Raw genomic sequence first — 18855 nt, forward strand, 5'->3', positions numbered from 1 at the left:
TAGATATAGCAATGGCAAAATACATTATGGCAATCGATCAAGGAACGACGAGTACGCGGGCAATCATTTTTGATCAAGATGGAGAACCGAAGTGGAGTTCACAGAAGGAAATCGACCAGTCCTTTCCAGAACCGGGGTGGGTGGAACACAATGCGAATGAAATTTGGCTTAAAACACTCCAGGTAATGGCGAGTGTAATGATTGAAGCTGGCATTCAAGCAGATGAGTTGGACAGTATCGGGATCACTAACCAGCGTGAAACAACCGTCATATGGGATAAAGAAACAGGCGAACCGATTTACCCTGCGGTGGTCTGGCAGTCTAAGCAAACGTCAGAAATCGCTCAACAACTGGTTGATGACGGCCACAAAGAAACGATTCATAAAAAAACAGGTCTCATCGTCGATTCCTATTTCTCTGGAACTAAAATCAAGTGGATTTTAGATGAAGTAAAAGGGTCCAGAGAACGTGCTGAGAACGGAGAGCTGCTATTTGGAACGATCGATACCTGGCTGTTATGGAAACTGACAGGTGGAGAAGTCCATGCCACTGATTACTCAAATGCGAGCCGAACCATGCTTTATAATATTTACGACTTTGAATGGGATAAAGAAATTCTGGATTTATTGGCTATACCTGAAAATATGCTGCCAGAAGTCAAACCGTCATCAGGTATATTCGGCAAAACCATGGATGCCATCTTTAACGGAACGAACGTGCCGATCGCAGGGATAGCGGGTGACCAGCAGGCTGCCTTATTTGGACAGACTGCTTTTGAAAAAGGGATGGTCAAAAATACCTATGGAACGGGCGCCTTCATTATCATGAATACTGGAAAAGAACCGATCATTTCAGAAAATGGTCTGCTGACGACTCTTGCTTATGGACTGGATGGAGAAGTCTATTATGCGTTAGAAGGGGCTATATTCGTTGCAGGTTCAGCAATCCAGTGGCTCAGAGATGGTCTGCGTATGTTCAGAGAATCACCGCAGTCCGAGAAATATGCCACAGCAGTTGATACCACTGACAATGTGTATGTCGTGCCAGCCTTTACAGGATTAGGAGCGCCACACTGGGATCAGGACGCGAGGGGCGCTGTGTTCGGATTGACTCGTGGAACGGAGAAAGAGCACTTCATCCGTGCAACCCTTGAGTCACTGGCTTATCAGACACGTGATGTTGTGGATGCAATGAACGAGGATGCGGGTCTGAAAACAGAAACGATGCGTGTTGATGGGGGAGCCAGTATGAATGACTTCCTGATGCAGTTCCAGGCAGATATATTGGATGTAAAAATTGAACGCTCTAAAATAATGGAAACGACTGCTTTAGGGGCAATCTATCTGGCAGGACTCGCAACTGGATTCTTTAAAGATCTGGATGAAATCAAAGCTAAATGGGATAAATCAGCTACCTTTGAAGCAAAAATGGAAGAGGAAAAAAGAGAAGAATTATATGAGGGCTGGCAGGCAGCTGTTAAAGCAACACAGGCTTTTAAATTTAAACCTAAACGTACGAAAAAAGAAGACTAATTTCAGCAGGAAGGAGCTGATAGCAGATGATATTTTCAGCTCAGACAAGACAAGACAATATAAAAAAACTGACTAATGAAGAAATGGACGTACTAATTATCGGCGGTGGAATAACCGGGGCTGGACTTGCACTTCAGTCGGCAGCGAGAGGAATGAAAGTCGGGCTCATAGAGATGCAGGATTTTGCGGGTGGCACAAGCAGCCGTTCAAGCAAACTTGTTCATGGTGGGTTGCGTTACCTTAAGCAATTCGATGTGGAACTGGTGGCTGATGTCGCTAAAGAACGAGCAGTAATAGGCAGTATAGCACCACATATTGTGCAGCCAAGCTACATGCTGATGCCTGTATACGAGGAACCAGGTGCTTCATTTAATAAGTTTACAGCTGAAGTAGTGCTTCACCTGTATGATTACCTGGCTGATATCGACGAGAAGTGGGCGCATTACCTTGTAGATAAAGATAAGGTGCTTGAAGAGGAGCCAGGTTTAACAGATGAAGGTTTGCTGGCAGGTGGTTTCTATCTTGATTACACAAACGATGATGCTAGACTGACGATTGAAACAATTAAAAAAGCACATGAACTCGGCGCTGTCATGACGAACTATGTAAAAGCTGAAGACTTTGTATATGATGAACAGGGAAAGATAAAAGCAGTACGTGCAATGGATACTCTAACAGATAATCAGTTTGAGATTGCTGCTAAAGTAATCGTGAATGCAACTGGTCCATGGTCTGATGAGGTTCGGAAAAAAAGATCTGGAGAAACGGAAGAAAAAATGTACCCGACTAAAGGAGTCCACTTTGTAGTCGACCGTTCAAAACTCCCTGTCTCACGAACGATTTACACAGATTCCGGCCAGGAAGACAATCGTATGATTTTTATCATTCCAAGAGGGAATAAAACCTATTTCGGGACGACAGATACACCATTTGAAGGATCATATGAAGAACCCTCCATCACAGAAGAAGACATTGACTACCTGTTAAAAACAATCAATCACCGCTTTAAAGAGGCTAATATTACTATTGAGGATATCGAATCAAGCTGGTCAGGTCTCAGACCGCTGATTCAGGATGAAGACAATAATGATCCATCTGGGATTTCGAGAGGGCACGAGATTTTTGTAGAAGATGATGGACTGATCACCATAGCTGGAGGGAAACTGACAGATTACAGACGAATGGCGGAGGATGCTTCAGAAGTGATTGATAGAGAATTTGAGAAGCTGAATGTTTCTTTTGACCAAGTCGATACACAAACGATTCCTTTGTCAGGAGGAGATGTAGAGAATCCTAAAGCATTCGATCAGTTCATCGAGCAGCACATTGAAGAAGGCGTGAAAGCTGGTCTCACCGAAGAAGAGGCCCACGACCTGGCAGACTGGTACGGCACTAATGTTGAGAAACTATACGCCTTAAAGTCAAGGGCAGAGACCTATAATCTTCCACTCAAGGATGCACTGCAGCTGGCTTATGGTCTGGAGCATGAAATGGTCATGGCTCCTGAAGACTTCTTCGGCAGACGGACAGATACGCTGCTGTTTGCGATGGACAGGATCAGTCAGCTGAAAACACCTGTGCTAAAGGTGCTATCTGAAGAATTAGGCTGGAGTGATCAGGAAAAACGGAATTGGTCAGAGCATCTGGAGGAACGGATAACAGATACGGCACTCGATAACTTTAAACGCACACAGAGAGGAGACTAGTTTTGGATACGACCTTATTTCAACAATTACTTGGCGAATTTTTTGGAACGATGATTCTGATTTTACTTGGTGACGGTGTTGTTGCAGCTAATGTCCTTAAGAAAACAAAATCATATGAAGGCGGATGGCTGATGATTACTGTCGGCTGGGGCCTGGGTGTTGCAATGGCTGTTTACGCTGTTGGCTGGCTGTCGCCCGCACATATCAATCCGGCGGTTACCTTAGGTATGGCAGTTGCCGGCGAGATTGGATGGGGGATGGTGATTCCTTACACGATCGCGCAAGTTGCCGGAGGATTCGCAGGAGCTGTACTTGTCTGGCTTCATTATATGCCTCACTTCAAGGCAACTGATGATCAAGGTGCCATACTGGCCGTCTTCTCAACCGGACCGGCAATCAAGGGGTCTAAATGGAACCTGTTGTCAGAAACAATCGCAACCGTCGTACTGGTCTTTGGACTTCTGGCCTTTACACAAGGGGACTTTACAGATGGTCTGAATCCATTGATCGTTGGTCTGCTGATTGTTGCGATTGGTGTCTCCCTAGGGGGAACGACTGGTTATGCAATCAATCCTGCTCGTGACTTAGGACCGCGTATTGCACACCAGATTTTACCCATAGCCAACAAAGGTTCTTCTGACTGGGCTTATTCCTGGATCCCAATCGTAGGACCACTGATTGGTGGAGCATTAGGAGCACTGATTTTCTTACTCATGACGATGTAAGACAGTCTAATCAAAAAATCGAAAAAACTGAACCCGTCTGTCTAATGAGGGTTCAGTTTTTGTCTGTCCAAAAGCAAAAAGGAATAAGATGTAAGTATGAATGATCACAAGAAATAAGGGTCAACGCATTAAAAAGACCATTACTTCTCTGGTAGAGGTAATGGCCTTTAAAATAAGGACAAAGTGATCAATAAGAGACCATATTGAATAAGATTGCTACTAGAGCTAATCCAATAGCTGTCATGCTCATGCGGGTAGTATCTGCTTTAAGGAAAAATCCAATAATACCTAATACGATAGCAACTGCTCCCATAATAGTTGCCTGCCAGAAAAATCCGATAATAGCTGACAAGATAGCGATCCACCCAAGTGTTATTCCGATAGTCTGTTTCATGCTGCGCCTCCTCAACGTGTGCTAGTGATATATTACACAATTAATTATGATTCGATTCTACCACAAAGTAAGGGGATTGTGCTACACTAGAACTCAATAAAGGGTTTGGATAACAGAAAGAAGGACACAAAAATGACACCATGTGTACATAAAGTACAGTACTACGAGACAGATCAGATGAAAATCGTTCACCATTCGAATTATATCAGGTGGTTTGAAGAAGCAAGGTCTCACTTGATGGATGAGATCAACTATGGTTATCACAGAATGGAAGAAGAGGGCATCGTCATCCCTGTGTTATCTGTACGGGCCGATTACAAAGGCATGGTCCGGTATGGAGAAACAGTTGAAATTGAAGCGAGTATCAGAGAATTTACGGGTGTCAAAATGGTCATCAGTTATGTCGTAAGAGACTCCTTGTCCAAAGAGGTTAGAACAGTCGGAGAGTCAAAACACGCTTTTTTAAATAAAGACACATATCGGCCACTGTCACTTAAACGCGGACACAAGAACTTGTTCGATCTATTCAATACACTTCACGATGCGTATGAGAAAGAAGCTGTGAAGTAAATGGATCTGATACTGATTGTTGGTCCTCAGGCAGTCGGAAAGATGACGGTGGGGCATGCACTTGAGAAAAAGATAGAAGCGTCACTCCTGTTTAATCATGAAACGATTGATCTGTTTGCTAAGTTTCTCGGCTACACATCAGAAACGTTCCGCTTATCAGATCAAGTGAGAGGCGATCTGTTTGAAGCTTTTGTCAAGCACCCCGCCACTAACGTAACAAAAGGAATTATCATGACCGTCGTCATTGGGTTTGATCTTGAGACGGACTGGGCTGTTCTTAAGCAGTGGACTTCACACTTTCTGGATGCAGACGGTGCTGTCTATTTCATTGAACTGGAAGCGGATCTTGACGAAAGACTAAAAAGAAATACCAGTGACTTCCGCCTCGAGATGAAACCATCAAAGCGAGATACCGTTTTTTCCAAGAATGAACTGATTAGGAGTATGGAACAGCACAGGTTGATCTCTTATGAAGGGGAAGTGCCTGAACGACTCCCGGAAGTTAACTACCTGAGAATCAACAATTCAAATCTGAGTCCTGAAGATACAGCCGCATCTATTGTTCACTGGATGACAGCTAACGGCTATAAAAAGACGACTTCTCCTGATTGAAGGAAAAGTCGTCTTTACATTTAGTCTTTAATCACAAGTTTTTTCAGCTGTCTGCTGATTTCATCAGGATCAACCTCTGCCTGAAGGAGTGATGCTCCTGTATAGGCTCCTTCTATGAAAGCAGTTTTCATTAGTTGGACATCTTTGTCCGATGTCTCAATAGCCATTTCAAGATTCATTTGTGCGCTGCCGAGGTCGAAAAAGCAAAAAATCGTTTTTTCTTCGAATGACTCGAGTGTCTCAGCTATCAGGTCAAAGCTGGTTCCGATACCGCCATCCTCTGAACCCCCTGCTGTTTTAATGGTGACATCTCCAGCTACTTGATCCAGAAGGCGAGTGAGTCCCTCGGCCACTTCTTTCACATGTGATACGAGTAAGATACCTGTGGATTTAGTCATCTAAAACACCTGCCTCAAGCAGTGTCGTAAAGAGATAAGCACTGGACTGTGCACCGGGATCGATGTGTCCGATCGACCGCTCTCCCAGATAGGATGCGCGACCTTTTGTGGCTTTCATTTCTTTTGTGCTTTCAAGAGCGTCATCTATTACTGACTGAGTAAGAGAGCCTTCTTTCACGGAATTGACTACCGGATGCCAGACATCAACCATTGTCTTCTCACCAGGGTCAGCTTTTCCGCGTTTAACAACACCTTCTAATCCTGCCTCGAGGAGTACAGCGGGTTCTTGTGACTCTTTAGCCGCCTTAGCCATAGAAATAAAAGCAGAGCCATACAGGGGACCACTTGCACCGCCTACTTTGCTCACTAATCGCATACCGATGTCTTTGAACAAATCGGTCAGTTCATCGTAGTCAGCTCCATCGATTTTTTCTTTCACTGCTTTTACGCCACGGTCCATATTGCTTCCATGATCACCGTCGCCTATTGCAGAGTCAAGTCCGTTCAAATCGTCTTTATGTTCAATAATTACTTCTGTAAAATGTGTGATCCAGTTAATCCATTTTTCCGTTTTATCCATTCTCTTCATCCTTTCTGATTACCAGCCAATGACTTCAACAGGAGAGTTCAGGTGGTCGATCCATGCATCATCTTCGATTTTGAGTAAGGTCAGCGAGACACCTGCCATGTCGATGGCGGTCATGTAATCGCCGACTTTCTTGAACACAAGATCCAGTTTTTCGTCACCCGCAAGAAGAGTTTTGAGATCATTCATAAAGACGAACTGTTCCATCAAAGGAGTCGCCCCCATGCCGTTGACCAGAACAGCGAAGCGGTCACCTGAAGTCCAGCCTATTTCTTTTTTAAGTTTCCTGACGAATTCTTCCGCCAGCTCTTTAGATGGTTTAAGAGTTTCACGACTATAACCCGGCTCACCGTGGATACCAATGCCGAATTCTATTTCATTTTCTTCCAGCTCAAAACCTGGTTTACCGACTTCAGGGTTTGTTGCAGGCGAAAGGGCTAATCCGATGGAATAGACACTGTTGTTTACTTTTTCAGCTAGTGTCTTTATGTCTTGTAGACTGGCACCGGCATCTGCTGCAGCACCGAGTATTTTGTGCATGAAGACTGTTCCGGCGACTCCTCTGCGCCCGGCAGTAAATGTACTGTCTTCCACTGCAATGTCATCATCGACAACGACAAAATCAACGTCTATATCCTCGAGTTCAGCCAGTTCTTTGGCCATATCAAAGTTCATGACATCACCGGTATAATTTTTTACGATCATGAAGACACCTTTTCCCTCGTCAGCGGCTTTGATGCCTTCAAGGATCTGATCGGGCGTCGGTGAAGTGAAGACTTGTCCTGCCACTGCTGCTGAGAGCATACCTTTACCGACAAATCCGGCATGGCTTGGTTCATGACCACTGCCGCCACCGCTGATCAGACCCACGCGATTGTCTGATTCGAGATTTCGGACGATAACGGTCGTACCTGGCACACGACTGACAATAGTATCATAAGCATAAGCGAGTCCGTTCAGCATATCATCGACTACCTGATCGGGCTGATTAATAATTTTCTTCATATGCACATACTCCTCCTTATCATATCTCTACTTCTCCATTGTACCCGTTTTCATTTCGAACTTCTAATTATTCACTTTCATTTCTTCTTTTTGGTATACTGAAGGTAAGAGAAACAAAGAGAGTAAGGAGAATAGATATGAGAACATTGATCATCATCAGTCATCCCGACGTTGACGAATCGAGCAGTCAGCAGTTTCTGCTCCAGTCTATCAGCCATCTGTCATCTGATCAGGTGACGGTTCATTTGCTTGAAAAGACCTATCCTGATGGCGTGATTGATTTTGAAAAAGAGCAGGCACTATTAAGACTGCACGACCGTATTCTGTTCCAGTTTCCTTTCTACTGGTATTCCTCCCCGCCTATGCTGAAAAAGTGGCAGGATGAAGTGCTTACCGACCATTTTGCATTTGGCTATAGAGGGAATAAGCTGGAAGGCAAGGAACTGGGACTGGTCCTGTCGATTGGATTGGCTGAAAAAGACTATCAGGCAGGCGGCCAGGAGGGGTTCAGTATCAGCGAACTGACCAGACCATATCAGGCCGTAGCTAAAAAAACGGGAATGACGTATTTAAAACCACTGGCTGTATTTCAGTTTCCATATAAAAATGAAGCCGAAAAAATGAGGCTGCTGATCGACTATCAGCAGTATGTAACCTTATCAAAACCGGATTCATTAAAATATAGAGAAGAATGGCTCGTGAAGGCCTTGGCTGAAACGTCCGAGGAAACACTCCCGGGGGAAAATGTAGCGTTTGTTATAGACCAGGTAATTGAACGGGTAGAAGACAACCGTATGGAACTGGACGAGCTGAGGATGCATATCGACAATTACCACGACTGATAGAAAGTAGGGCTAAGATGAATGAACAGGAATGGATCATCCAGGAATTGGAGCGTCTTTTCGAAACGAGTCAGGATTATAAGCAGAAAGCATTACTGCAGGAAGCTATTGATATTTTGAAAGAACAGGACCTGCGCAAAGAGCAGCTGCAGGGAGAACTGGATGGCACATTATGGAGTCCGGGAAACTGGGGTGTCTGACAGATTGTCTTCCTTTCCTCTCTTCTGATTCGGAATGGTTGAACGGATTTCAGTTAAAAAGTAAAAAATCAGTCCTAAGACCGTATTCTTTCTCTGTCTAGTTGGATATACTGGTATCAAGTTCAAAAAGGGAGGCAAGACTATGAAAGTGGGTAAAATAAGCTGGTTTGTACTGTTATTAGCCAGTGTAGTGTTTTTAGCGAGTCCTCTGGAGGTTGAGGCAAATACGCTGCATGATTTAACGATAGAAATGGAGCTGCTGGAAAACGGCACGGCAATCATCACAGAATATAGGGAAATGACGATGGATGATGGAACTGAACTGTATATCGTCATCAATGAAGAAGAGGGACTGGAAGTCATTGATTTCTATGTAGAAAATATGACCGGTCAGTCAGAATGGGATTCCAGTCAGTCACGTGAAGAAAAAGCAGATACATACGGTGTGATTGAGACAGATGACGGAAAAGAATTGGTCTGGGGTATCGGAGACTACGGCAGTCAGAATTACGAAGTCAGCTACACGATATCCAATATGGTCAGACAGTTGAATGATGGACAATCAATGCACTATAATTTTAACACGTTTGGGGATATCCATCCTGAAAACATGACGATTGAAATCTCCGGACCATTCAATTTTTCAGAAGACGACACACGTATCTGGGGATTTGGATACGATGGCCAAGTCGAGTTGCTTGATGGATCAGTGTATTCCTATACGCAGGAAGCGATCCAGTCAGATCGACCAGTTACAGTACTTGTCCAATTTCTGAATGACCCGTTTTTGCTGTCATATTACGAAGACCGTTCACTTGAAAGTGTAGTGGAGGAAGCTGAGAGCAATGCCAGCAGAGGGGGAGAAAGTGATTTTGACGGACGCTTTTTTGCGACTGTTTTTGGAGGGATAGCTGTTGTTCTGGCAGGGATTTTCGGTCTGATTTTCAAAATCGAGAATCTGAAAAAAGAGCAGAACAGGGTTCCGAACAGCCATGAACAGCGCAAGCGGAATAAAGGACTCTACTTTACAGATATCCCCTATAAAGATGGTGATATTATCGACATTGCCTATTTCCTAAGGCAGTTACAGAAAGGATCCTTTGAACATTATTTCTTTGCCTTTCTACTTAAGTGGTCGAAAGACAGCTGTCTGATCATTGAAAAAGAAGAAGGGAAAAAGAACAAACAGTCTCGACTGACTTTTTTACCTGAAAAATTTGATCGCAGAAAAGATAATTCTGTAGTGGTGTCTGAAGTTGAATGTGAGCTTTGGGATACTCTCATAGAAGCTTCTGATGAAAATAATCAGATGAGCAATAAAGAAATGAAAAAATGGGCTGAGAAAAATGCTCAGAAACTCTCAGAATTTGAAAAAATGATTGAAGATGAATCAAAAGAAACACTGATCAGAGAAGGCTATATAAAAGAAGATTCGTTAACTTTCCTTAAAATGACTATTCCGTTCGTTTCAATCACCAAAAAAGGACAGAGAGTGTACGATCAGTTAACTCAATTTGACAATCATCTGGATTCGATCAGTAAAGACAAGTCATTGACTTATCGTCAGCTGATTCCGGAAGAGTCGTTCCTGATGTGGGCAAGCCTTTATGGTAAAGAAGAAGATGTCATCAAACAACTGGAGAACCTCCTTCCAGATTGGGATGAGCAGGAAATTGACTATATCCCTTACTATTACAGTCACTACTACGGACTGCATGTCTTTTCCAGCAGCATGCACAGCGGGTATTCAAGTGCGGGGTACTCATCTGCCGGTGGAGGAGGAGCTACTTCGATCGGTGGAGGTGGCGGTGCAATCGGCGGCGGCGGTGGCGGCGCACGCTGATATGTTCAGTATCCATCCATTGAAACAGTAAAAGGCAGACAGATCGGATCGACCGGTCTGTCTGCCTTTTTGTTGACTAATCCTTTAAGAAAGTGTACAAAGAAGACTGAAAAGCAGTCTGAGTCAATTATATAACTCGGATTGTATAGGGGGAGACAATGCAAATGGATCAGATTAATAGTAAAATGAAAAGGTATTCAAGTAGGGGTGAGGCATTTATGTATGCGCCTTCGATAATAGCGGAGGCTAACATCAGCGGGATGACTAGTCCTTTTGAATTTCATTCCCATCAGCAGTACGAAATTTATATATTGTTGAAGGGACAGGTCCACTACCTGATCAACAATCAGATTTTCAGTATTTCTCCCGGAACGATTATCGTTATGGACGGCACTGAACTGCACAAGGTCAAGCTCATACAGGAGGACGAACCTTACCAGAGAAGTATCGTACATTTTGATCCAAACTGGATTCGTTCCATATTGAAGGTTACAGGAGCGGAGTTTCTTGTGACCTTCTTTGAAGATTACCACCACAGGCTATTTACCTTTAAGGAAACAGATGATATGGAGCAGTTGCTAGCCCTTGTCCAGCAGCTGTCAGAATTGACAGTGGAGAAAGGCACTGAAGAGAAAGAAACTGAAATAAGACTTCGGCTGATCAATTTGCTGCTTCACTTATATACTGCCGAAAAACTGACTATTCTGCAGGAGACGGATGAAAAATCAGAAAAAGCCAGGTTAGCTGAAAGCATTGCCTCATATATTCAGCAGCACTTTAATTCAAAATGGACGATTGAAACATTAGCCGATGACTTGAATATCAGCCAGTCATACGCCTCACATTTATTCAAAGAAGTGACAGGATTCACCATTATTGATTATCTGATGAATTACAGACTGATTCAGGCTAAAGCGTATCTGACGATGTCTTCAGAGAATTTATCGATAAAAGAGTGCGCGTATAACTGCGGATTTGAAAGTAATGCGCACTTCAATCGGTTCTTCAAAAAGAAAACAGGCATCACACCAAACAATTATCGGAAAAAACATAAGAATGAAAGGAATCTTAACTGATTATGGTAAAAAAAGTAAGATTAGGAATCATTGGATTAGGAACACAAGGAAACATGTACGCAAAATTCATTAAAGACGGTATGGTCCCCAATATGGAAATAGGGGCGATTTGTGATATAGACCTGTCTAAAAAAGAAGCAGTGGCAACTGACTATTCAGATGCAGCTTTCTACGAAAATTATATTGATATGATGGACAGCGGTAAAGTGGATGCAGTCATCACGACTGTTCCGCATTATCTGCATCCGGAGATGGGGATCGAAGCACTGAAAAGAGATATTCATGCACTGGTTGAAAAACCGGCTGGCGTCTATACCAAGCAAGTCAGAGAGCTGAATGAATTTGCCGCTTCAAAACCGGATCTGACTTTTGGGATCATGTTCAACCAGCGGAACAACCCGTTATACAAAAAAATCAAAGAGTTTGTTGATAATGGAGAAATCGGTAAAATCCGTCGGACGAACTGGATCATCACGACCTGGTGGAGACCACAGCCCTATTACGATCAAAGTGAGTGGCGTGCAACCTGGGGTGGAGAAGGTGGAGGCGTTCTGGTCAATCAGGCACCGCATCAGCTCGACTTATGGCAGTGGATCTGTGGCGTGCCGGAGTCTGTTTATTCTAAGGTTTCTTATGGTTTCCGTCGCACTATCGCTGTTGAAGATGAAGTCACTGCAGTAGTGGATTATGGTGATGGCGCAACAGGGACATTCGTCACAGCCACACATGATATTGTTGGAACAGACCGGTTCGAGATCCTTGGCGATCAAGGAAAAATCGTGGTTGACGGCAGTCAGGTGGCGACTGTGACACGACTCAAAAGACCGGAACAGGAACTGTCTGAGAGCATGGGAATGGAAGATGTAAAAAAACTCTTTATGGGTCAGATGAACATGGATGATTTATATACATAGGAAACAATTGAATTTGACAGTGCATGGGGAGAACAACATGCTGGTGTTTTAGAAAACTTTGCAGCAAACGTTCTGGATGGTACACCGCTTCTTGCACCTGGTTCTGACGGAATAAATGGCGTCCGTTTGGCTAATGCGATTCACTTGTCAAGCTGGACTAAAAAAGAAGTCAGCCTTAAAGATTTTGATGAAGATGACTATCTAAAAGAGTTAAACAAACACATCAAAAAAGAAGGCAAGTTTGAAACGAGATAAAGGTGTATGTAAAAAGACAACTAACAGGAAGTGAGTGTTTTATGTTAAGAGTAGGATTGATTGGTTTAGGTGATGTGTCCCCGATTCATGTTCACGCGATTCATTCGAGTGAACACGGTGAACTGGTGGCGGTCTGTGATGTCAATACGGAATTAAGTTCCAACTATCCTGAAACGCCATTCTTTTCAACTGTTGACAGGATGCTGGAAAAAATGAAGCTCGATGTCGTTCACGTGTGTCTGCCGCATGATCAGCATTACCCTATTACACAGAAATGCGTGGACCACGGCGTTCATGTCTATCTGGAAAAACCTGTAGCGATGACTTACGAAGAAGCACTAAAACAAGTGGACGTTCAGAATCAGACAGACAAAAAAATCTGCGTCAGTTTTCAGAACCGTTATAATGCAACGTTTGAACGCCTGATGTCTATTTTAAAAAATGAAGATGTTGGAGATGTGACGTCTATCAAAGGTCTGGTCACCTGGTTCCGTCCAGAATCCTATTACACCACCAAACCGTGGCGGGGTAAGAAAGAGACAGCGGGCTACGGATCGATCATTAATCAGTCGATCCATACCCTGGATCTGATTCAGTTCATCGGTGGAGAACTGCTGAGTTGTAAAGCTGTACTGTCCAACCTGACCGATTATGCTATTGAAGTGGAAGATACCGCAAGTGCGACATTCACTTTTAAATCGGGAGTAAAGCCGTTTTTCCATGCAACAAATGCCTATACTGAAAATTCATCAGTGGAGATGCAGGTTATTACCGAAAAGGAAAAATTCACTATTAAAGACAGTCGTCTGTATATCACCAATGATGAAGGACGAAAAGAAGTCCTAGTGGAAGATGATAAGCTTCCCGGATCCAAGTTTTATTATGGTGCGGGTCACATGTATCTGATCAACCGCTTCTATGGGAGTATTATCAACGACACAGATGACTACGTGAGCGTTGAAGATGCTCTGCCCTCAATGGCAATGATCAAGCTGATGGATCTGTCTTCAAACAATACAAAACGACCCGAACGAATCAAACTGGAGGAGATTAATTATGTCACAAGCTAAAATTGGCGTACAGGCCATGATGTTGAAAGAGAAATTCGAAGAGCTCGGAGCCTATGACACATTAAAAAAAGTGAGCGAACTGGGTTATCATTCAATTGAAATTTCTCAGATTCCAATGACCCCCGAAAACGTCGAGGCTATAAAAAAAGCATCAGCAGATTTTGGCATGGAGATCGCGTCTATGTCAGCTGGTCTGAAACCAATGACAGAAGGACAGGAATCCCTGAGCACTCATTTTGACAAGATCGTTAAAGATTGTAAAGCCGTTGGAGCGGATATTCTGCGTATTGGAATGTTGCCTTTCGATGCCATGGCTTCTCTGGATAAAGTCATAGACTTTACACATGAAGCAAACAGCTACGCAAAAAAACTGGCTGAGCACGGAATCAAGTTATACTATCACAACCACCATATTGAATTCACTAAGTATGACGGTAAGTACTTGCTCGATATCATTCGAGAAGAAGCACCTTTACTGGGCTTCGAGCTGGATGTTCACTGGGTTCAGCGCGGGGGGCGCGACCCAATTGAAGTCCTGAAAGAATACGAAGGGAAAGTCGATCTGGTTCACTTGAAAGACTACCGCGTGACACAAATTCCTGATGAAGTGTTTGAAGCACTTCAAAAGGGCGACATGTCAGCTTTCATGCAGGCCTTCACAAATATCATTCAGTTTGCTGAATTAGGCGAAGGAACCCTGGATCTTCCAGGAATTATTGAACAAAGCATCAAGAGTGGGGCACGTTATCTGTTGGTCGAACAAGACGATCAATATGGAAGAGATCCGTTTGACTGTCTTGAAACCTCTAGAGATTATTTGTATGAACAGGGATATAAAGAACTATTCTAAGACAGCTTAAATTGAAATAGAAAGGTGAGAGCATGGCTGGAAAAGATGGAATGAATTATGCACCAAAAGGGAAAGTGAACAAAGTGGTAGAAGCAGGAGCGTTTACGTTTGCTGCAGTTGCACTAGATCATGGACACATCAACGGTATGACCAACGGACTGCTGGAAGCGGGAGCGACTTTGAAATGGGTATACGATCCAGACCATGATAAAGTCGAAGCCTACAGAAAACAATTTCCGCAGGCAAACGTGGCCGATTCCATCGATCAGATCCTGACAGATTCTGAAGTAAGACTGGTAGCTGCAGCTGCTATACCAAATATGCGCAGCGCTTTAGGAAACCGGGTCATGCAGGCAGGAAAAGATTACTTTACGGACAAGACTGCCTTTACAACGATGGATCAGCTTAATGAAACAAAACGGATCGTGAACGAAACGGGACAGAAACTCTGGGTCTATTTCAGCGAACGACTGCACGTAGAAGGCGCCGTATTTGCCGGGCAGCTTATCAATGAAGGGGTGATTGGTGAGCTTGTTCAGTTAACCGGATTCGGGCCGCACCGTCTGGATAAAGATAAACGCCCTGACTGGTTCTTCAATAAAGAGCAGTATGGGGGGATCTTGTGTGACATCGGAAGTCATCAAATCGAACAGTTACTTTATTTTACTAAAAATACCGATGCAGAGGTTCTGCACAGTAAGGTGGGCAACTACGCCAATTCGGATAAACCGGAACTTGAAGACTATGGGGATGCCACACTTGTCGGTGAAAACGGGGCATCATTTATCTTTAAAGTCGACTGGTTTACACCGGATGGACTGAGCACATGGGGTGACGGACGACTATTCATTACCGGTACTAAAGGAACCATAGAAGTAAGAAAATATGTAGATGTTGCCAGAGAAGAAAGTGGTGATCATGTCTACGTTGTCACATCAGAAGGTGAAAAGCATTACTCTGTCAGCGGAGAAGTGGGATTCCCCTTCTTTGGCGAAATGATAAAAGACTGTTTAAATCGTACAGAGCATGCTATGACACAGGCACATATATTTAAAGCACAGGAATTATGCTTGATAGCTCAGGAAAAAGCGGAAAGACTAATATAATTAAGAAGAAAGCCAATTCAGTCGAGACTGAATTGGCTTTTTACATCTGGAGATTAGTTGGAAGGGGATTGGAGTTCGGACTGCTCGATTTTATTAGACGGTTGAGTAGATAGAAAGAGGATACCTTTAAGCAGACTCTATACAGCTTTTGGTTTAAGTGTGCTGAATACAGAGGGCTTTAGACGTAGCCAAAAGAGAAAAGTCATTGAGTCTGCCAAAGAGAGGCGTGGTTAAGTAGAGTCATGTCATCCGCTTCACTGAGTGTGCTGATGACGCTCGGATTTGAGTAAACTCACAGAAAAATCGTAATAAGCTGACCGAACTGATGGTAATTAGAGCAGACTGAAGATCTTTTTGAAGTGAGTTTGTCAAAGACAATGGTCGTTCGGCCAACTCAATAATGTCGTATTATGAGTTGGCTGAAGTAGAAAATTAGAAAACTGTTAAGAGAACAATACTTAGTAAAATAAAGTAAATTGAAGTAAATTAAAAGACTGCCCTAACATATTTTGATTGTTTATGTTATATTTTAAGATATTAGTATGCAAGTAAGCGATTAAATACAAAGGAAGATTAAAATGATGCAGAATATCACCTTGCAGGACCAAACGTACGAAAAGCTGAGAGAAATGATAATTAAGACAGATCTGTACCCGGGGCAGAAAATCTCTGAGTCTAATTTAATGGATTTAATGGGAGTCGGACGGACACCTATCAGAGAATCTCTGAAGCAGCTTAAAAAGCAGAGCCTGATTTTCACTTTTCCTCAGTCGGGTACTTATGTGTCCAAAATAGATATGGAGCAGGCGATTCACTCGCGTTTTGTCAGAGAATGCATTGAGAAAGAAGTAATGGTCGAACTTTGTGCAAAAATTGATGAGCCTGCCCGAAAGAGACTTCAGTCAATACTGGATGCTCAGCGGGTAGAATTTCAAAATGGAAACATTTCGGCGTATCACGATTTGGATAATGAGTTCCACCGTTCTTGTTATGATATCGTTGGAAAAGGTCAGATCTGGAACTGGATCAAGGAATTCAGTGTTCATCTGGACCGCTTCAGATGGCTGCATTTGAAAGATGTCACATTCGACTACAACCAGATTTTAAAAGAGCATGAAGAACTGCTGGAAGCTATTGTTTCGAGAAAAACAGAGGATGTGAAATACCTGGTTGTTAAACATATCCACTTTATGGTTCGTTCGCAGACTAATATCATCGAAAAGTACCCTGAGTTTTTTTTACAGGATAAAGGTGATGTCACAGGTGATAATGATTAAGTATTAAAAAAATAGTAAATGGAAAACCTGAACTTTTATGTAAGCCTGTTGTAGAGGCTTCTTGAAGTTCAGGTTTTTTAGTGCAGGAATAGAGTATAAAAGAATGTCTAGATTTTGTTCAACACATATACTAGTATACCAGTATATGTGTTGACGGGAACGTTTACTCGATTGAGCTATTATGATTAACGCTTATGTAAGCATATACAAATTTAAAAAAATAGAAGGAGTTTTAATAATGGATGTATCACAAGAAACTAACCAGACTGTAGCTGACACAAAAACGGAAGCGGTAGCAGTAGAAGAGAAACGACATTTCAATAGAGCGAAAGTCTGGCAGATCGCATTTTTTGCAGCAAATAACACTGCAACAAACGCATATATGTTCCTTATGATGAATGTTGCCTATTTTGCAACCGGTATCGTAGGTTTAGGGACAGTTCTTGTTTCAACAATTATCACCGCAAGTCGTATCTTTGATGGCGTTACCGATCCAATCATCGGCATGTGGATTGACAAGACGAATGGAAAATACGGAAAGTTCCGACCCTTTTCTGGTGGGTGGGTATATCTTAATGACTATCGTTATGATTCTGATGTTCTTTACAAATCAGCTCGTTCCTGAACCAGTGAGAGTTCCTTATTTCATAGTATTGTATGCGCTCCATATAATCGGTTATACCTTCCAGACTGCGGTAACGAAATCTGGTCAGTCGGTCATAACGAATGATCCAGAGCAGCGTCCGCTGTTTTCTACCTTTGACATCTCCATGACATCGATTTTCTTTGCCGGTGCTGGAATATATTTAGCCAACTATCTTGTTCCTAAATACGGCGGGTGGAACAGCGAAGGGTTATTCCGTGAATTCACCTTAACGTTCATTGTGTTCTCGGGTATATTAACGGCTCTGGCTGTGATAGGTCTCTGGGAAAAAGATCGTCCTGAATTTTTTGGCACAGGTAAAAACAAAAAAATCACCTTCAAGGACATGTGGCAGATTCTTAAAGGAAATCGACCACTTAGGTAAACCAAGCCGTGATAAATATATCGAAAACTACAAACAGACTTTACGTAACTTAGGCGAAGCGGGCATCCCAGTCGTTTGTTATAACTTTATGCCTGTCTTTGACTGGACACGTTCAGACTTGAACTACGAACTGGAAGACGGTTCGCATGCACTGATTTTTGATGAAGAAGAAGTCAACAAAATGGATCCACGTACACTGTCACTTCCAGGTTGGGACGAAAGCTACACAGCTGAAGAACTAAATCAGCTGATGGATGAATACAAAGAAGTCGACACTGAGCAACTATGGAAAAATCTGGAATACTTCATTAAAGCGATTATGCCGACTGCGGAAGAAGCAGATGTCAAAATGGCGATCCACCCGGATGACCCTCCTTACAGCATTTTTGGGCTTCCGCGTATCATTACTGGAGGCAAAGCACTGAACCGTTTCATCAACTTATACGATTCTAAATACAACGGCGTGACAGTGTGTGTCGGTTCATACGCATCTGATCCGAAAAATGATGCCGTCGCTATGCTGAAAGAGATGCTTGCAAAAGACCGTGTGAACTTTGTCCATGCACGTAACGTCAGGCTGACAGGTAAAGGGAAATCGTTCGAAGAATCGGCGCACCTGTCAGAAATGGGATCGATCGATATGTACGAAGTAGTTAAAGATCTACATGACCACAACTTCCAGGGAGCAATACGGCCTGACCATGGACGCATGATCTGGGGAGAAACTGGGAAACCAGGATACGGCTTATATGACCGTGCATTAGGTGCAACGTATTTAAACGGTTTATACGAAGCAGTACAAAAAGCAGCAAATTAGTCAATCATTCATGCAAGCAAAAACTTAAACAAACAATAGGAGGAACATA

Annotated in this window: 21 protein-coding genes and 1 pseudogene; 18 read left to right on the plus strand and 4 right to left on the minus strand. The window is 43.0% G+C overall.

Going from position 1 to position 18855, the window contains the following annotated elements:
- The first annotated feature begins 11 nt into the window (after positions 1-11).
- The 3 genes from glpK to CLV38_RS02445 are packed head-to-tail and all read left to right on the plus strand — an operon-like array spanning position 12 to position 3963.
- Positions 12-1532: a glycerol kinase GlpK gene (gene glpK / locus CLV38_RS02435; RefSeq protein WP_106191052.1), complete on the plus strand. Its 1521-nt coding sequence runs from the start codon at positions 12-14 to the stop codon at positions 1530-1532.
- A 26-nt stretch (positions 1533-1558) separates the two neighbouring features.
- Positions 1559-3238 carry an FAD-dependent oxidoreductase gene (locus CLV38_RS02440; protein ID WP_106191056.1) on the plus strand — a complete coding sequence of 560 codons (1680 nt, stop codon included), beginning with the start codon at positions 1559-1561 and terminating at the stop codon, positions 3236-3238.
- Positions 3239-3240: 2 nt separating this feature from the next.
- Complete coding sequence (locus CLV38_RS02445; RefSeq protein ID WP_106191059.1) at positions 3241-3963, plus strand: MIP/aquaporin family protein; 723 nt, start codon at positions 3241-3243, stop codon at positions 3961-3963.
- Positions 3964-4150: 187 nt separating this feature from the next.
- On the opposite strand, the gene CLV38_RS02450 is transcribed toward CLV38_RS02445, so the two are convergent.
- The gene (locus CLV38_RS02450; protein ID WP_106191062.1) at positions 4151-4357 is read right to left on the minus strand and encodes a C4-dicarboxylate ABC transporter; all 207 of its coding nucleotides are present in this window, start codon (positions 4355-4357) and stop codon (positions 4151-4153) included.
- A 132-nt stretch (positions 4358-4489) separates the two neighbouring features.
- Between CLV38_RS02450 and CLV38_RS02455 the strand changes: the two genes are divergently transcribed.
- Both CLV38_RS02455 and CLV38_RS02460 read left to right on the plus strand, forming a co-directional pair.
- Entirely contained in the window at positions 4490-4927 is a 438-nt protein-coding gene (locus CLV38_RS02455; protein WP_106191064.1) for an acyl-CoA thioesterase, read from the plus strand.
- Positions 4928-5539 (plus strand): DEAD/DEAH box helicase family protein, encoded by a 612-nt coding sequence (locus CLV38_RS02460; protein WP_106191067.1) that lies wholly within the window; start codon positions 4928-4930, stop codon positions 5537-5539. It begins immediately after the preceding gene.
- 20 nt (positions 5540-5559) lie between these two features.
- Here the strand turns inward: CLV38_RS02460 and dhaM are convergent, their stop codons facing one another.
- The 3 genes from dhaM to dhaK are packed head-to-tail and all read right to left on the minus strand — an operon-like array spanning position 5560 to position 7528.
- Entirely contained in the window at positions 5560-5937 is a 378-nt protein-coding gene (gene dhaM / locus CLV38_RS02465) for a dihydroxyacetone kinase phosphoryl donor subunit DhaM (protein ID WP_106191069.1), read from the minus strand.
- The gene (gene dhaL, locus CLV38_RS02470; RefSeq protein ID WP_106191071.1) at positions 5930-6517 is read right to left on the minus strand and encodes a dihydroxyacetone kinase subunit DhaL; all 588 of its coding nucleotides are present in this window, start codon (positions 6515-6517) and stop codon (positions 5930-5932) included. The genes dhaM and dhaL overlap by 8 nt, the downstream gene beginning before the upstream one ends.
- Before the next feature lie 18 nt (positions 6518-6535).
- Positions 6536-7528 carry a dihydroxyacetone kinase subunit DhaK gene (dhaK, locus tag CLV38_RS02475; RefSeq protein WP_106191073.1) on the minus strand — a complete coding sequence of 331 codons (993 nt, stop codon included), beginning with the start codon at positions 7526-7528 and terminating at the stop codon, positions 6536-6538.
- A 137-nt stretch (positions 7529-7665) separates the two neighbouring features.
- On the opposite strand from dhaK, the gene CLV38_RS02480 reads away from it, so the two are divergent.
- The 13 genes and pseudogenes from CLV38_RS02480 to uxuA form a co-directional block, all read left to right on the plus strand.
- Positions 7666-8370, plus strand: coding sequence for an NAD(P)H-dependent oxidoreductase (locus CLV38_RS02480; protein ID WP_106191075.1), 705 nt, complete (start codon positions 7666-7668; stop codon positions 8368-8370).
- A 17-nt stretch (positions 8371-8387) separates the two neighbouring features.
- Positions 8388-8570, plus strand: coding sequence for a hypothetical protein (locus CLV38_RS02485; RefSeq protein WP_106191077.1), 183 nt, complete (start codon positions 8388-8390; stop codon positions 8568-8570).
- Between the two features lie 142 nt (positions 8571-8712).
- Positions 8713-10413: a DUF2207 domain-containing protein gene (locus tag CLV38_RS02490; RefSeq protein ID WP_106191079.1), complete on the plus strand. Its 1701-nt coding sequence runs from the start codon at positions 8713-8715 to the stop codon at positions 10411-10413.
- Between the two features lie 164 nt (positions 10414-10577).
- On the plus strand, positions 10578-11489 hold the full coding sequence (locus tag CLV38_RS02495) for a helix-turn-helix domain-containing protein (protein WP_170068788.1): 912 nt from the start codon (positions 10578-10580) through the stop codon (positions 11487-11489).
- 2 nt (positions 11490-11491) lie between these two features.
- Positions 11492-12403, plus strand: a complete 912-nt coding sequence (locus tag CLV38_RS02500; RefSeq protein WP_245920518.1) for a Gfo/Idh/MocA family protein — start codon at positions 11492-11494, stop codon at positions 12401-12403.
- Between the two features lie 126 nt (positions 12404-12529).
- Positions 12530-12658, plus strand: coding sequence for a hypothetical protein (locus CLV38_RS14030; RefSeq protein WP_281260034.1), 129 nt, complete (start codon positions 12530-12532; stop codon positions 12656-12658).
- A gap of 41 nt (positions 12659-12699) precedes the next feature.
- On the plus strand, positions 12700-13728 hold the full coding sequence (locus CLV38_RS02505) for a Gfo/Idh/MocA family protein (RefSeq protein WP_106191084.1): 1029 nt from the start codon (positions 12700-12702) through the stop codon (positions 13726-13728).
- Positions 13715-14578 carry a sugar phosphate isomerase/epimerase family protein gene (locus CLV38_RS02510; protein ID WP_211295396.1) on the plus strand — a complete coding sequence of 288 codons (864 nt, stop codon included), beginning with the start codon at positions 13715-13717 and terminating at the stop codon, positions 14576-14578. The genes CLV38_RS02505 and CLV38_RS02510 overlap by 14 nt, the downstream gene beginning before the upstream one ends.
- A 32-nt stretch (positions 14579-14610) precedes the next feature.
- On the plus strand, positions 14611-15684 hold the full coding sequence (locus tag CLV38_RS02515) for a Gfo/Idh/MocA family protein (RefSeq protein WP_106191087.1): 1074 nt from the start codon (positions 14611-14613) through the stop codon (positions 15682-15684).
- 578 nt (positions 15685-16262) lie between these two features.
- Positions 16263-16961 carry a GntR family transcriptional regulator gene (locus tag CLV38_RS02520; protein ID WP_106191089.1) on the plus strand — a complete coding sequence of 233 codons (699 nt, stop codon included), beginning with the start codon at positions 16263-16265 and terminating at the stop codon, positions 16959-16961.
- A 238-nt stretch (positions 16962-17199) separates the two neighbouring features.
- A complete protein-coding gene (locus tag CLV38_RS14035; RefSeq protein ID WP_170068789.1) occupies positions 17200-17586 on the plus strand; it encodes an MFS transporter in 387 nt (128 codons plus the stop codon).
- Positions 17558-17989: an MFS transporter gene (locus tag CLV38_RS02530; RefSeq protein ID WP_281260036.1), complete on the plus strand. Its 432-nt coding sequence runs from the start codon at positions 17558-17560 to the stop codon at positions 17987-17989. The genes CLV38_RS14035 and CLV38_RS02530 overlap by 29 nt, the downstream gene beginning before the upstream one ends.
- Positions 17982-18806 (plus strand): annotated as a pseudogene (gene uxuA / locus CLV38_RS02535) (mannonate dehydratase); the annotation flags it as partial. The gene CLV38_RS02530 and the pseudogene uxuA, both read left to right, overlap by 8 nt.
- Positions 18807-18855: the final 49 nt, after the last annotated feature.

Origin of the sequence: Alkalibacterium olivapovliticus (assembly GCF_003003275.1) — a bacterium.
Lineage (GTDB): Bacteria > Bacillota > Bacilli > Lactobacillales > Carnobacteriaceae_A > Alkalibacterium > Alkalibacterium olivapovliticum.

What these genes read in the sequence shown, in the direction of transcription:
- glpK (WP_106191052.1), top strand. Translation starts at nt 12, where the DNA reads ATGGCAAAATACATTATGGCAATCGATCAAGGAACGACGAGTACGCGG.
- CLV38_RS02440 (WP_106191056.1), top strand. Translation starts at nt 1,559, where the DNA reads ATGATATTTTCAGCTCAGACAAGACAAGACAATATAAAAAAACTGACT.
- CLV38_RS02450 (WP_106191062.1), bottom strand. Translation starts at nt 4,357, where the DNA reads ATGAAACAGACTATCGGAATAACACTTGGGTGGATCGCTATCTTGTCA.
- CLV38_RS02455 (WP_106191064.1), top strand. Translation starts at nt 4,490, where the DNA reads ATGACACCATGTGTACATAAAGTACAGTACTACGAGACAGATCAGATG.
- CLV38_RS02460 (WP_106191067.1), top strand. Translation starts at nt 4,928, where the DNA reads ATGGATCTGATACTGATTGTTGGTCCTCAGGCAGTCGGAAAGATGACG.
- dhaM (WP_106191069.1), bottom strand. Translation starts at nt 5,937, where the DNA reads ATGACTAAATCCACAGGTATCTTACTCGTATCACATGTGAAAGAAGTG.
- dhaL (WP_106191071.1), bottom strand. Translation starts at nt 6,517, where the DNA reads ATGGATAAAACGGAAAAATGGATTAACTGGATCACACATTTTACAGAA.
- dhaK (WP_106191073.1), bottom strand. Translation starts at nt 7,528, where the DNA reads ATGAAGAAAATTATTAATCAGCCCGATCAGGTAGTCGATGATATGCTG.
- CLV38_RS02480 (WP_106191075.1), top strand. Translation starts at nt 7,666, where the DNA reads ATGAGAACATTGATCATCATCAGTCATCCCGACGTTGACGAATCGAGC.
- CLV38_RS02485 (WP_106191077.1), top strand. Translation starts at nt 8,388, where the DNA reads ATGAATGAACAGGAATGGATCATCCAGGAATTGGAGCGTCTTTTCGAA.
- CLV38_RS02490 (WP_106191079.1), top strand. Translation starts at nt 8,713, where the DNA reads ATGAAAGTGGGTAAAATAAGCTGGTTTGTACTGTTATTAGCCAGTGTA.
- CLV38_RS02495 (WP_170068788.1), top strand. Translation starts at nt 10,578, where the DNA reads ATGGATCAGATTAATAGTAAAATGAAAAGGTATTCAAGTAGGGGTGAG.
- CLV38_RS02500 (WP_245920518.1), top strand. Translation starts at nt 11,492, where the DNA reads ATGGTAAAAAAAGTAAGATTAGGAATCATTGGATTAGGAACACAAGGA.
- CLV38_RS02505 (WP_106191084.1), top strand. Translation starts at nt 12,700, where the DNA reads ATGTTAAGAGTAGGATTGATTGGTTTAGGTGATGTGTCCCCGATTCAT.
- CLV38_RS02510 (WP_211295396.1), top strand. Translation starts at nt 13,715, where the DNA reads ATGTCACAAGCTAAAATTGGCGTACAGGCCATGATGTTGAAAGAGAAA.
- CLV38_RS02515 (WP_106191087.1), top strand. Translation starts at nt 14,611, where the DNA reads ATGGCTGGAAAAGATGGAATGAATTATGCACCAAAAGGGAAAGTGAAC.
- CLV38_RS02520 (WP_106191089.1), top strand. Translation starts at nt 16,263, where the DNA reads ATGATGCAGAATATCACCTTGCAGGACCAAACGTACGAAAAGCTGAGA.
- CLV38_RS14035 (WP_170068789.1), top strand. Translation starts at nt 17,200, where the DNA reads ATGGATGTATCACAAGAAACTAACCAGACTGTAGCTGACACAAAAACG.
- CLV38_RS02530 (WP_281260036.1), top strand. Translation starts at nt 17,558, where the DNA reads ATGTTCTTTACAAATCAGCTCGTTCCTGAACCAGTGAGAGTTCCTTAT.